Here is a 13698-nt window from a genome sequence, read left to right as displayed (position 1 = left end):
AAGTTTTTTCTGCTTACAATCTCCTTTTACATCCATATATAAAATGAAATTCCTTAAAACCATTATCATTGGGGTTCTTATCATGGCTTTTTTCAAAGAGGCCTTATACGCCCAGAAGCTTACGCTTCAATCACCAAATAAAAAAACAACCATTGAACTGTTCAATCAGCAAAACGGCAATGCCGGCGAATGGTATTTGAAAGTATTATATACCGAAGATGCAGTAACTACAGAATCCATATCGAGAATAGACTTAGGGCTAGTTCGGGCCGACCAGGCGTTTTCTAAAGAGTTAACTTTTCTTAAATCAAGCAGGCCATTATTAATAAACGAACATTACACGTCGGTGCACGGAAAACGGTCAGTAAGGAACAATACCGCCAACGAAATAATTGCATCGTTCCGAAATCCTAATAAGGCAAAAATAAACCTCATTATACGGGCCTATAATGACGGTGTTGCCTTCCGCTATGAATTTCCGGATGGGCAAGATACTGTTACCATAAAGGATGAATTAACCGCCTTCACAATCTCAAAGGAAACCAGCCGCTGGATGGAAAAATGGAATGCCGCTAACGAAGGGTATTACACTCCTATGAGTGATGATAAGGTGCAACAGCAGGAATGGAGTTACCCCGCCTTGTTTAATACAAAAAATAAGGCGTGTTGGTTTTTACTGCACGAAGCCGACCTCGACCGTAACTATTGCGGAACCAAATTGAGCAACACCCTTGATGCAACAAAATACAAACTTACATTTCCCGACCCACGTGATGGCCGCGGGACAGGCACGTCAGAACCAACCATTAATTCCCCCTGGAAATCGCCCTGGCGTGTAGTAATCATGGGGACATTGCAGGATATAGTTGCATCAACGCTAATAGATGATCTATCTGCCCCGTCGGTAATAAAGAACACCGATTGGATAAAACCCGGGCCGGTATCATGGAATTATTGGTCAAGCAACCATGGTACAAAGGATTACAAAATAGTAACGCGTTTTGCAGACCTGGCCGCAGATATGAACTGGCCATACACTTTATTAGATTGGGAATGGGACGGAATGGGCAATGGCGGAAATTTGGAAGACGCGCTAAATTATATACATGCAAAAGGTATAAAACCGCTCATGTAGTATAATTCGGGGGGTAACCATACTTATGTACCCTCTACCCCAAAAGATCGCATGCTGACGCATGAAAGCCGAGTTGTAGAATTCACAAAACTTAAAAAACTAGGTGTAGTCGGCGTTAAAATAGATTTCTTTGAAAGCGAAAAGCAAAATATGATAGCGTATTATCTGGATATTTTGAATGATGCCGCCCAATTCCAGATGATGGTTTATTTTCATGGCTGCCTGGTTCCGCGCGGATGGGCACGAACTTATCCCAACCTGATGACCTATGAAGCTGTACGCGGAGCAGAATGGTACAACAATACCCCTGATTTTACTATGGCTGCACCCGAACACAACGCTATACTACCCTTTACCCGTAATGTAGTGGGTTCGATGGATTATACCCCCGTTACATTTACAAACTCCCAATATCCCCACGTAACCTCTTACGGGCATGAACTGGCGCTAAGTGTATTGTTTGAATCGGCATTGCAACACCTTGCCGACCGGCCGGAAGGTTACTATGCCTTGCCCGATGCTCCAAAGACATTTTTGCGCGAGCTGCCTACTTCCTGGGACGACACTAAGTTATTAGACGGGTATCCGGGTAAAGACGTAATGCTGGCCCGCCGCAAAGGCAATGAATGGTACATAGCCGGCATAAACGCCGAATTGCGAGAAAAAAAGAAAAGCGTAAAGCTCGACTTTTTAGCCGATAACGTAAAATATAGGTTAACATTAATTACCGACGGCGTACACGATAAAGAGTTTTATACCCAGCATTTATTGGTAGATAAAACAACTTCCATTGATGTAAAAATGTTACGCAGAGGTGGTTTTGCAGCGGTTATGAAACCTGCATTGTAAGGCTTGAAATTAATAGCTTAGCCGCGCGTTGCATCACTGCACGCTAAAACTTAAGAGAAAGTTAAAAAACGATATAAAAAAGAGGTGCCGGTGAACTTAAGCCGGCCGGCACCTCCTTTTTACTTAAGAATTACAGGTTCAATCAGCTTCGCCCGGTACCTGATATAATATCCATTTTAGAAATATACGACTGCGTTATAGGTTTTTTGGCACTGGAGATGCTGGTCGAACAATAAAGAGGGCCTGCTGCAACCAATTGCACTGATGCCTTGGTCTCGCCTTCCTGCACAAGGCTCCAGGCCTCAGGGTATTTGGATTATCCTTAATACCTGGTTCCTGATCAACTCCCCTATAAGCCGCCGTCGTGAGAATGGTTGATTTCTTCGGTCATCAGCCCATACGGCCGCTTGCTAACAGCTACGTAGGGGGCTGGTTAAATTAAGCGTTGATTTAAGATTTTGCGCTACTTAATTGGGGCGCAAATAAAATATACATAAGATTAAAGTGGTGCATAGCTTTATTATAATTGGCCTTTTTTGATTTATTAAATGTTTTTTATACACTTAAAATTTAAATGGATTTTTAAATTAACAATCGATTGTTGGAGATATTATAAAATATTGCTCTACAAAAATGAAGATGAACAAGAAGTCGATACACACATTGCTTACACTCATGACAATAAAAGAGGTATTTTAATCAATTATAGCCATTAAAATCATTTTCATAATTAAATATTGTACAATGTATTTGACATAGCCGAATGCATTGTACAATAAAATGAAACGATTTAAGTACTAAGAATGGAAGATCCGGGGCAAATTTCCTGCGTACGTAACAATATGCTTACCGTCCTGAAAAAAATCAATAATTGATTGTTATTTATACAATTAATTGGTAAAATTGATTACTGTAATCTTACGGTAAAAACCACCCAGGCACCAATTTATAAACTTAATTATCAAACCATGAACTTGAAATGTTTAGCTATCATTTTAGTCGCCACATTGGCAACGGGCATTTGCAATGCCCAAACTAATCAACCTGTAGTACTGGACGACTTTAAACCATCTGCCGTTAATCAACCAGGGCAAGAATACCCGCAGGTAAATTCGCAAGGTTATGCCCGATTCCGCATAACGGCTCCACAAGCCGATAGCGTAAAGGTTAGCCTTGGCCTTGGCGGCCGCGGTGGAACCAGGCTTACCAAAGGGGCGGATGGCTTTTTCACCGGTACCACCGAAGGGCCGATGGACGAGGGCTTTCACTATTATCACCTTACCGTTGATGGCGGCGTTTTCAATGATCCGGGCGCATTAAATTTTTATGGCTCTACACGTTGGGAAAGCGGTATAGAGATTCCTGCACACGACAAGGATTTTTACGCGCTTAAGGATGTACCTCACGGCAATGTGCAGCAAATACTTTTCCCATCTAAAAGCACCGGCACCTCGCGCAGGGCTTTTGTTTACACCCCTCCCGATTACGGAAAAGATAAATCTAAGCGCTACCCCGTGCTATACCTGCAGCATGGCTGGGGAGAAGACGAAACCGCCTGGAGCAATCAGGGGCACGCTAACTTAATTATGGACAACCTGATTGCTGAAGGAAAGACAAAACCCTTCATTATTGTAATGACCTACGGCATGACCAACGAGATAAAATTCGGCGGGATGAGAAACTTTAAGATAGATCCATTTCAAACGGTGCTGACTGATGAGCTGATACCGTTTGTAGATGCGAATTTTCGCACAGTTGCCGATAAGGCACACAGGGCCATGGCGGGCTTATCAATGGGAGGCATGGAAACGCATACCATTACGCTAAACAAACCCGATTTTTTTGATTACTACGCGTTGCTTAGCGGTGGCGTTTATTCGCCCACCGAAATGGCCGGCAAAACTAAGCCTAAACTTATTTTCATTAGCTGTGGCAGCAAGGAAAACGCAACCGGCGTAAAAAAAGCAGCTGATGCGCTAAAAGATGCCGGCTATAACGCAGTTTCTTTTATTTCTGAAAATACCGCACATGAGTTTTTGACCTGGCGCCGAAGCTTGCACGAACTAGCACCGATGCTATTTAACTAATTAACTATGGCCTTATTATAAGGTACTTAAATTAAGGCAGCAATGTCACAAAAATCAAAAACGTGAAAAAAGTTCCTTTATACTATAAAATAGCCATCCTACTAATAGCTGCCGCCTTTCGCGGCAGCATCGGTAGGGCGCAAGCAGGCAAAGCTGTGCTTGTTGAAGATTTTAAACCAGCAACCTGCAACCAACCGGGCAAGCAATACCCGCAGGTAAATAGCCAGGCCAGGGTACGGGCAAGCATTTCTGCCCCGCAGGCAACAAAAGTACAGTTAGATTTAGGCGGTAAAAAGTACGATTTGGTTAAGGATGATAAAGGCGTTTGGTCGGGCGAATCGCTCCCTCAGGATGAGGGTTTTCATTATTACCAGCTTAATATCGACGGTGCTTCGGTTCCGGATCCGGGGAGCCTTTACTTTTACGGTTCCGGCCGGCTGGGAAGCGGCATTGAAATTCCCGCAAGCGACGGCGATTTTTATGCATTAAAATACCTACCGCACGGGCTTGTTAGTGAAAACATTTACTTCTCCAAACTAACCAATACATGGAGACGCTGTTTTGTATATACACCAGCCGGTTATAACCAAAATACTAAAACCCGTTACCCGGTCTTGTACCTGCAGCATGGAAGTTTTGAAGATGAAACCGGCTGGGCCACTCAGGGAAAAGCAAACCTGATACTGGATAATCTGATTGCCGATAAAAAGGCAGTACCGATGATTGTTGTGATGGATAATGGATATGCAAATAAACCTGTAAAAGGCACGGTTGATAATAATGGCCGCCCTGTTTCGATATTTGAAGAGGTAATGATCAATGAAATTATCCCGATGATCGACACAAAATTCCGAACGATTGCCAACCGCGAGCACAGGGCGATAGCCGGCCTATCTATGGGCGCAAACCAAACCATGCGTATTATCATGAACAACCTGGATAAGTTCTCGGCCATAGGAGGGTTTAGCGGTACGCCAAACTATCCAAGCGCAGAAGTTCTTGACCCCAACACTTTCCTGGATGGGAAGTTTAAAGACGGCTCGGCAATAAATAAGCAGCTTAAAGTGTTGTGGCTGAGCTGGGGTTCAAAGGAGCCCAACCCTTTCCCGGGGTCTATTGGCGCGTTCCGAACTATGTTGGATAAACAGGGTATCAAGTATTTGCAATATGAATCGCCTGGAACAGCGCATGAATGGCAAACCTGGCGCCGTAGCCTTAAGGGCTATGCATCACTGCTTTTTAAAAACTAAGGGGTGGCATCTTTTGGGATTGCTGCTCAAAGGTTAATTTGCTTTGCAGCCGCCAAGAGGCTGTATCATAAATAAAACGGAAGCCGCGAAAATAGCCTATATGAAAACGTTCTCCGTCACCTACCCTAATAAATTAAACAAAAAGAGGCTGTTCTAATACTTATGAGACAGCCTCTTTTGTGTAATATCGCCACACATTGGTTGCATTCTTACATTAACTCTTCCGAGTATGTTCGCCTATCCATGTAGGCCTGCGAAACCGCCCCTCATATAACGCGTAAAATATAGCCTTATGCTTCTCTCTTTTCTGCGGGGATACTGCTGCACCAGACTATACAGGCGGCCGCGTTTTATTATCTTGTTTTGCCGGCAATTTAGTTGAGAATAAAAAAGCCCCGGAGCCAGCAGGCTCCAGGGCGTAGAAAGAACAATAATCAAGGGGTACAAGTATCTATTTATCCCAAAACACAGGAGTATCCAAGTCATCTGCACCTATGCTGGCTACAGCAGCCCTATAGTTATTGGCATTTATGGCCGACTCCGTTTGCGGATAAGTGTACCTGCGCACAAAACTGCCTTTTATTTGCTTGCCGGGGTAACTATTTGGAGCCAGTGCCGGGAATCCGCTCCGCCTGAAATTGGCCCATGCTTCTGCACCATTACCGAACGAGTTTATCCAATATTGGGTATTGATGAGCCGTAGAGCGTTTGCATCAGAATATGCATTCAGTGGGTTATTCAGGTAAGCATCTTCGGTGCTGCCGGGTATTACTGCAGCAGCATCATAAGCGGCAAACTGATCCATAGCAGCTTTAACTCCATTGTTATAAAACGTGCTTGTGGTGCCCGAAATGTAGCCTTTAAAGGCTGCCTCGGCCAATAGTAATTGCGTTTGCGCATAAGTAATAAAAAACTGCGGCGCGGTTATTTTGCCGAATACGCTGTAATTAACCTGCGAATATTTAAAACCAGACCCACTACCGCCGCGAAAACCGGGTGCTGATGGCAGCGTGCCGCTATCATACCCTATTGGCATGCCAAATTGGTTAGCTGATGCTGTATCGGGTGCCAGCGATAAGGCTTTTCCAGGATCTGCGTAAACAGCCGATATATATTTCAGCCTTGGATCGCCGGTTGATTTCATCTGCGTAACGAAAGGCTCGGCAAGATAATAGGTATTGGTTAACTGCTGAATTTGCTGAGTAACCGGGTTTGGGTAAGTGTTGTTATACTTAAGGTAACAGTTATCGGCGTTCGATTGCATAACACCGCCGGTAAAGGCCGCCTGTACGATGGTTTTTGCTTTCGCGGCGTCGGTCTTAGAATAGCGCATGCCGATACGCAACAACAAGGAATAACCCAGGCGTTTCCATTGTGGAATGTTCCCGCCATAAAACACGTCACCCTTTACTACGTCCTTTGCAGGATCCAGGGCTGCGGTGGCTGTAGTTATTTCGTTAACCAGGTCGGCATAAATATCTTGCTGCTTATCGTATTTAGGTAAAAATACAGTATTTAGGTACGCTTGCCCTGCCTGCCCATATGGCACATCGCCATAGGTATCTACCAGCATCATATAATTGTAAGCACGCCATATCCTGGCCTGGTTATACAAATTAGCTTTCGATGCATCGCCTTTTGTAGCAAACAATACCTGCTCAAGCAGTTTTATGCTGTTTGGGTAAGCATTATTCCAGCGTAGCACGGTATAGGTTTGGTTCAATACGTTAAAGTTGAACGCCGATGTAACGCCTCCGAAAGGGTCGATAAATTGCTGAACCACGGTTGCTTCCGTTTCCATAAGTGAGGAATAGGTTAATACCTCTGCGTTGGAAAACAAAAACGTAGGGTCGAGGCTGGTTGGGTTGTTGGGGTTAACGTTCAACTCTTTGAACCCCTTATCGCAACTTACTGCAGTACACAGGCAAGCGGCGGATAATATGATTTTTATATACTTCTTCATGATGGTACGCTTTTAAAATTTGACGTTAAGGTTGAATCCGTAGGTCCTTGTGGTAGGTGTTGAGCTTTGCTCGTAACCGGTAAGGATATCGCCACTTGATGATATCGCTTCCGGATCAAGGTTTGCCAGGTACTTTTTGATGATAAGCACGTTATGGCATACAGCAGAAACTACGAGGCCTTTGATAAATTTGGTTTTCACCATCTTAGAAAAATCGTAGCTTAACGACACGTTCCTCAATTTGATGAAATCTGATTTATAAATAAACGGGTCCAGGATACCCTGCGAACGATAGTTGGCATAAAAATCTTCGGCGTTTACTGCGGTAGTATTTGGCGAACCATCCGCGTTCACCCCATCAAACTTCACACCGCCTTCCCTGCCTATCAACGATTCCTTCGATAAGCCTTCCCGCAGGAAATTCAGGTTAGAACTTGACAGGATTTTCCCGCCGAATTTATAATCGATGTGGGCCATCAGTGTAAACTTCTTATAAGTAAAAGTATTTACCCAACCGCCGGTGGTTTTGGGCAACGCACTGCCAAAAAGCTTTTGAGAAGTACTCGCTATTGGCTTCCCGCCAGAAAGGATAATGTTACCGTTGGCGTCCCGGCGGTAAGTTGCGCCTTGTATCTGGTTCAGCGGAAGGCCAACCTGATCCACAATAGAGCCGAAGAACTCCCCGGTACCCAACGTTAGTTGATTTTGACCGTTTGCCAGCGCCAATACTTTAGAGGTATTAAAGGCCGTATTAAAGGCCGAACGCCAGGTAAAGTTGTTCTGTTTGATAGGAATTAACTCTAGTTGGAACTCTAAACCCCGATTTTGCAATTCGCCAAGGTTTACTATGGTGCCTGTATAGCCCGATGCGTTGGAAATAGCCACGCTTAAAATTTGATTTGTGGTGTGTTTATCATAAGCGGCTACATCAAGGTTAACGCGGCTGTTGAACATGCGCAATTCAAGGCCTATTTCTTTTTCCTTTACGCTGTAAGGCTTGATATCCTGATTTGGCGTAGTGGTATTATTGATACTGCCAAGCGGAATGCCGTTGAAAGCATTTTGGGAAAGTGCATATGTAAGCGAGTTGCTGTACGGACCGATACCATTGGCGCTGCCCACATTGGCATAAGTAGCCCTTAACTTACCGAACGACAACCATGAAGGCAGCGTTTTAAACATTTCAGAAAAAACGAAGCTACCGCTTACAGAAGGATAGAAATAGTGGTTATGGTCTGGGCTTAATACCGAAAACCAGTCGTTTCGGCCGGTTACGTTCACAAAGAGATAAGACTTATAGCCAAACTCGGCAGTACCATAAAGCGAGTTTACGGTTGATTTAGAAATACCGTAGGTTGATGTGTTGGTTACTCCATTACCCAAGGTATAAAAATCTCTTACGTAAAAGTTTGTTGCAGTTACGTTATAGCCCTTGGAAGAAGAAGGGAAAGTATTCCCGCCCACGGTGGCGTCAAAAGAAAAGTCGCCCCATTTGTGGCCGCCTCCCAGCAGGAAGTCGGCGTTTAGTGCGCGGTAAGAATTGTCGTTTGAGTTATAACTGCCATTGTAAAGGCCGGATGGTGCCGCAGCATTTGCCAACGTACCGGTAGGGGCATTTTGTTCGAAGAACGACGTGCTGTACTCCATGTTTACACGACCCTGAAGGTAAAGCCAATCAAAAAACTGGTAGCGCAGCGTTGCCGTGCCCAAAAGGTGGTCCCGGGTTTGTTTGGTAAACTGTTTGGCCATTATCCAGTATGGGTTGGTAAGCGTAGTGAAACGCGATGTGGGCGTTTCGTTACCATTGGCATCAACCGCAGCTGCTTTCAAAACATCCAAACCAACCGAGTTAGAATAACGGTACATATAGTTAGTGACCGATGAACCCTGGATTCCGATTATGGGTGGGTTGTTGTTATTCTCGTGGTCGTAATTCACGTAAACCTGCGCCGATAATTTTGGGGTGAAATTATAATTCAGCCCAAGGTTGAATATCTTTTTGTGGTAATCGTTGTTAGGTACGATACCTTGCGCGTCCTGGTTAGAATATGCGAACCTGAAGCTCCCTTTGTCGTTACCGCCCGAAAATGCGATGGTGTTGGTCCATGCATTGGCGAGCCTGAAGAATTTACTTATGCGGTCTTTTTCCGGCGCATAGGGGCGTTGCACGCCATCAAACTGGTAGGTAAGTGCGTCATCGAATTTCTCCCCAAAGCTCCATGCTCCCGAGCTTTGGGCCTGGCCTTGTGTTTTAGGACGTACGTTATTTTCGCCTTGCCCGTATTCGTACTGAAAGTCGGTAAAATCGAGCGCCTGGTTCTGGGTAAAGTTGGAGGTAAACTCGATACCGATACCTGCATTTTTATTGCCGCTTTTGGTGGTAATGATGATTGCGCCATTGCTGGCCCGCGAACCATAAAGCGCCGCAGCGGTGGCTCCCTTTAATACCGTCATCGATTCGATATCGTCAGGGTTGATCTGTTGCATATTATCGCCCAAATCTACTGATTGCGTGTAACCGTTGGTGCTTGATGGGCTTTGCGATAAAGGCAAGCCATTTAGTACAATCAGTGGTGCATTATCGCCCTGGAAAGCCGATTGCCCGCGCAGCCTGATTTTTGTACTTCCGCCCGGGCCGCTTGCCGGCGGTGAAATATCAAGGCCGGCCACCTTGCCTTCAAGCGAATTTACAAAGTTTGTACTACGGTTGGTGGTTATCTCGCCCACGCGCACATTTTCTGCGGCGTAACCCAGTTTCTTCGATTCGCGCTTGATACCCAGGGCTGTTACGATAATCTCGTTAAGGGCATTCGGCTTCGGTTCCAGTGAAATGTTGATAACGCTTCGGCCGTTCAATGGCTCGGTTTTGGAGATATAGCCGATATAGCTGAAAAACAATACCGCATTGTCGCCAGATGCTTGTATGCGGTAATTACCATTGGCATCCGTCATTACGCCTGTAGTGGTGCCTTTTTCGCTTACGCTAACGCCCACAAGCGGTGCTCCTTTTTCGTCGAGCACTTTACCCGTTACGGTTTGGACGCTTATCTCTTTAAACAAGCGGGGATTACCGGTTCCCCCCGCTTTTACGTCCATCGTAAAAATGAGTGTCGAAACAACACTTATCAAAACGGACAGCATCATACCGGATGCCTGAATCTTTTTTTTCATAATTTTAGGTTGGTTTAATTGGTATATCCTGTATTTAAATCGCTTCACAAAATTGGCGATCGTGAAACGGCTGGCTTTTGGGCGGCGGATTGCTGCCCTTTTTCTGATTTATAGTATTTCTCTCTTCATAATTTAAGCAGGGGTTTATGGTTTTTAATTAATTCTATTCATTTGTTAGCCATTTAATTTTACGAAAATCGATTCAACAATAACACGCCGGCAAGGCCAATTACCGATACCAGGCTTTCCATAACTGTCCATGAACGCAAGGTTTCTTTTACCGATAACCCAAAGTATTCTTTGCAGAGCCAGAAGGCAGTATCGTTTACATGCGAACCGAACAGGCTGCCGGCGCCGATGGACAACACCAGCAAATTGGTATTGATACCAGCATGCTGGGTAATGGGGAATAAAACCCCTGCTGCCGTTACGCCCGCCACGGTGGCCGAACCAAGGCAAAGCCGTAAACAGGCGGTTGCCAGCCAGGCAAGCAATAAAGGCGGCATGGCCGTGTGCACCAGCATAAGGGCAAGCGCATCGTTTAACCGGCTATCAACAAAAACTTGCTTTAGTGCCCCGGCACTGCCTATAATGAGCAGTACCATGGCTATTTCTTTTACTGCGCTGCCGTAGGCCCCCATAATTTGCGCAATGGGTTTCCCTTTACTTAGCCCAAGCGTATAAGTGGCAATGATGATGGTTAATAACATGGCAAACACTGGTTCGCCCAGCCATTGCGATATTGTTTTAATAAACGGCGCCTGCCCCAAAAGCACTCGCAGCAAATAGGCCAGGCAAATAAGCATTACCGGCAAAAGCGACGACAGGATACTGTTAACAATTCCGGGTAATTCTTCATCAGGCAACATGGCAGGGGCGTTAGCAAAACTCAACCCACCAGGCCCGATATTTTTAAGCGTGTTTGCAAATATTGGCCCGGCTATAAGTATAGCAGGTAGAGCAATTATCAACCCGTAGCCGAACGTTTTAATGATATCGGCATGAAAAACGCTGATAAGGGTCATGGGCGACGGATGCGGGGGCAAAAAGCCATGCATTACCGATAAGGCTGTAAGCATAGGCATGCCTACGTATAGCAAGGGCAGGCGATAGCTATATGCAACCGAGAAAATAATAGGCAACAGTAGTATGAAGCCAACGTTGTAATATAAAGGGATCCCCACAACAAAGCCAGTTAGTGCCATGGCATAGGTAACATACTTAGCGCCAAACAGGGCATGCATAAAATTGGCTATGCGCTGGGCGGCGCCGCTTTCGGCAACCAGTTTGCCCAGCATGGCGCCTAATACGATGATGATAGCAACGGATCCTAAAGTATCGCCCAGCCCTTTATTTATGGAGGCGATTACTGCCGCGAACGGCATACCGAACAGGCAGCCTGCCAATACCGCAACCATGAGGAAGGCGAGGAACGCATTAATCTTTGCCCAGGTTATGAGCGTTGCAAGGAGTAGTATACAGAAGACGGGTACAAATATCATCATTGCTAATCGGCTCAATGGTTGTTAATGAGAATCGCGCGTTACGACCGGGCCGGAATTCCCTACCAGGAAATCGAGGTCGGCCCCTTTATCGGCCTGCTGCACGTGACGTTGGTACATTGATACATACCCCCGATCGGTATGGTAGGCAGGCTTATGCCACAGTAGCCTCCGCTTTTCGAGCTCTGCCTCATCTACCAGCAGGTCAATCCTTCGTGCCGGTACATCCAGGCTTATCATATCCCCGTTTTCCACAAGTGCCAGGGTGCCGCCAATGGCCGATTCAGGCGATACATGCAGCACAACAGTACCATAAGCTGTACCGCTCATGCGCCCGTCAGAAACTCTCACCATATCGGTCACACCCTTATCTAAAAGCTTTTTTGGCAGCACCATATTGCCTACTTCGGGCATACCTGGATAGCCTACCGGCCCAACGCTTTTCAATACCATTACACAGGTTTCATCTATATCCAATTCAGGATCATCAACCCTGGCGTGGTAATCTTCTATGGTTTCAAAAACCACCGCCCTGCCGGTGTGCTGCATCAGTGCCGGCGTAGCTGCGGAGGGTTTTATCACTGCGCCATTAATGGCCAGGTTTCCTTTTAAAACGGCTATCCCTGCCTCTGGTATGATGGGATTGCTGTAGTTTGCGATAACCTCTTTGTTGTAGCAAATGCCGCCATCAATTATATTTTCGGCATGCGATTTACCGGTTACTGTGAGCGTGCTCATATCCAACTCATTGCTCAACTCTTTCAAAATCACAGGCAGGCCACCCGCGTAATAAAAATCCTCCATCAGGAATTTGCCCGATGGCATCAAATTAAGGAGCAACGGAATTTTACTGCCCAGCCTGTCAAAATCATCAAGGCATAAGTCTACGCCGATACGCCCTGCTATCGCGGTAAGGTGTATAATGAAATTAGTTGAACCGCCTATGGCTGCATTTACCTTTATAGCGTTTTCGAAAGCTGATCGGGTGAGGATTTTTGATATCGTAAGCCCTTCCTTAACCATTTCTACAATGCGCCTGCCAGATAATTGCGCCAGCACCTTCTTGCGCGAATCGACAGCGGGGGTGGCAGCCGACTCTGATAAGCACATACCCAAAGCTTCCACCATGCAGGCCATGGTAGAAGCCGTCCCCATAGTCATGCAGTGCCCCGCGCTGCGCGACATGCAACTTTCTGCCGCCAGGTAATCGTCGTTGGTGATTTTGCCGGTTTTAAGGTCGTCGGTCAGTTTCCAAACTGCCGTGCCCGATCCTATGTCGGTACCGCGGAACTTTCCGTTAAGCATCGGCCCGCCGGGCACCACGATAGTAGGCAAGCCTACGCTGGCAGCGCCCATCATGGTTGATGGGGTGGTTTTGTCGCAACCGGTAAGCAGTACAACACCATCGATAGGGTTACCACGTATCGATTCCTCGGCATCCATACTGGCCAGGTTCCTGAACAGCATAGCAGTTGGTTTCAACAAAGTTTCGCCTAATGACATAATGGGGAATTCTACCGGAAAACCGCCCGCTTCGTAAACCCCACGCTTAACAGACTCGGCCAAATCGCGCAGGTGGGCGTTGCAAGGGGTAAGTTCAGACCAGGTGTTGCATATGCCAATTACCGGCCTCCCGTCGAAAAGGTCGGAAGGCATCCCCTGGTTTTTCATCCAGCTACGGTATAAGAAACCCATTTTACCCGACTTACCAAACCAATCCGAACTTCTGAATTGTGACATT

General features: G+C 46.0%; 8 protein-coding genes. 4 read left to right on the top strand and 4 right to left on the bottom strand.

The features are described from left to right. Window positions 1-43: 43 nt before the first annotated feature. The 4 genes from AC1DU2_RS05715 (at window position 44) to AC1DU2_RS05700 (ending at window position 5321) form a co-directional block, all read left to right on the top strand. Window positions 44-1135 (top strand): glycoside hydrolase family 97 N-terminal domain-containing protein, encoded by a 1092-nt coding sequence (locus AC1DU2_RS05715; RefSeq protein ID WP_477383266.1) that lies wholly within the window; start codon window positions 44-46, stop codon window positions 1133-1135. 51 nt (window positions 1136-1186) lie between these two features. After that, entirely contained in the window at window positions 1187-1984 is a 798-nt protein-coding gene (locus tag AC1DU2_RS05710; protein ID WP_477383264.1) for a glycoside hydrolase family 97 C-terminal domain-containing protein, read from the top strand. Between the two features lie 968 nt (window positions 1985-2952). Next, window positions 2953-4071 carry an alpha/beta hydrolase-fold protein gene (locus AC1DU2_RS05705; RefSeq protein ID WP_477383262.1) on the top strand — a complete coding sequence of 373 codons (1119 nt, stop codon included), beginning with the start codon at window positions 2953-2955 and terminating at the stop codon, window positions 4069-4071. A gap of 62 nt (window positions 4072-4133) precedes the next feature. Beyond that, window positions 4134-5321 carry an alpha/beta hydrolase-fold protein gene (locus tag AC1DU2_RS05700; RefSeq protein WP_477383260.1) on the top strand — a complete coding sequence of 396 codons (1188 nt, stop codon included), beginning with the start codon at window positions 4134-4136 and terminating at the stop codon, window positions 5319-5321. Between the two features lie 451 nt (window positions 5322-5772). On the opposite strand, the gene AC1DU2_RS05695 is transcribed toward AC1DU2_RS05700, so the two are convergent. The 4 genes from AC1DU2_RS05695 to AC1DU2_RS05680 form a co-directional block, all read right to left on the bottom strand. After that, entirely contained in the window at window positions 5773-7284 is a 1512-nt protein-coding gene (locus AC1DU2_RS05695) for a SusD/RagB family nutrient-binding outer membrane lipoprotein (protein WP_477383258.1), read from the bottom strand. A 12-nt stretch (window positions 7285-7296) separates the two neighbouring features. Beyond that, window positions 7297-10455, bottom strand: coding sequence for a SusC/RagA family TonB-linked outer membrane protein (locus AC1DU2_RS05690; protein ID WP_477383256.1), 3159 nt, complete (start codon window positions 10453-10455; stop codon window positions 7297-7299). 188 nt (window positions 10456-10643) lie between these two features. Continuing rightward, complete coding sequence (locus AC1DU2_RS05685) at window positions 10644-11960, bottom strand: gluconate:H+ symporter (protein WP_477383254.1); 1317 nt, start codon at window positions 11958-11960, stop codon at window positions 10644-10646. A gap of 21 nt (window positions 11961-11981) precedes the next feature. Beyond that, window positions 11982-13697: an IlvD/Edd family dehydratase gene (locus AC1DU2_RS05680; RefSeq protein WP_477383253.1), complete on the bottom strand. Its 1716-nt coding sequence runs from the start codon at window positions 13695-13697 to the stop codon at window positions 11982-11984. Between the last annotated feature and the right edge of the window lies 1 nt (window position 13698).

Source organism: Mucilaginibacter sp. P4_C11, assembly GCF_056402115.1.
The sequence above is the reverse complement of the archived record's forward strand: the minus strand, read 5'-3'. Positions and strand labels throughout refer to the sequence as shown.

Coding starts and splice junctions, on each gene's coding strand:
- AC1DU2_RS05715 (WP_477383266.1), top strand. CDS start 44: ATGAAATTCCTTAAAACCATTATCATTGGGGTTCTTATCATGGCTTTT.
- AC1DU2_RS05710 (WP_477383264.1), top strand. CDS start 1,187: ATGCTGACGCATGAAAGCCGAGTTGTAGAATTCACAAAACTTAAAAAA.
- AC1DU2_RS05705 (WP_477383262.1), top strand. CDS start 2,953: ATGAACTTGAAATGTTTAGCTATCATTTTAGTCGCCACATTGGCAACG.
- AC1DU2_RS05695 (WP_477383258.1), bottom strand. CDS start 7,284: ATGAAGAAGTATATAAAAATCATATTATCCGCCGCTTGCCTGTGTACT.
- AC1DU2_RS05690 (WP_477383256.1), bottom strand. CDS start 10,455: ATGAAAAAAAAGATTCAGGCATCCGGTATGATGCTGTCCGTTTTGATA.
- AC1DU2_RS05685 (WP_477383254.1), bottom strand. CDS start 11,960: ATGATGATATTTGTACCCGTCTTCTGTATACTACTCCTTGCAACGCTC.
- AC1DU2_RS05680 (WP_477383253.1), bottom strand. CDS start 13,697: ATGTCACAATTCAGAAGTTCGGATTGGTTTGGTAAGTCGGGTAAAATG.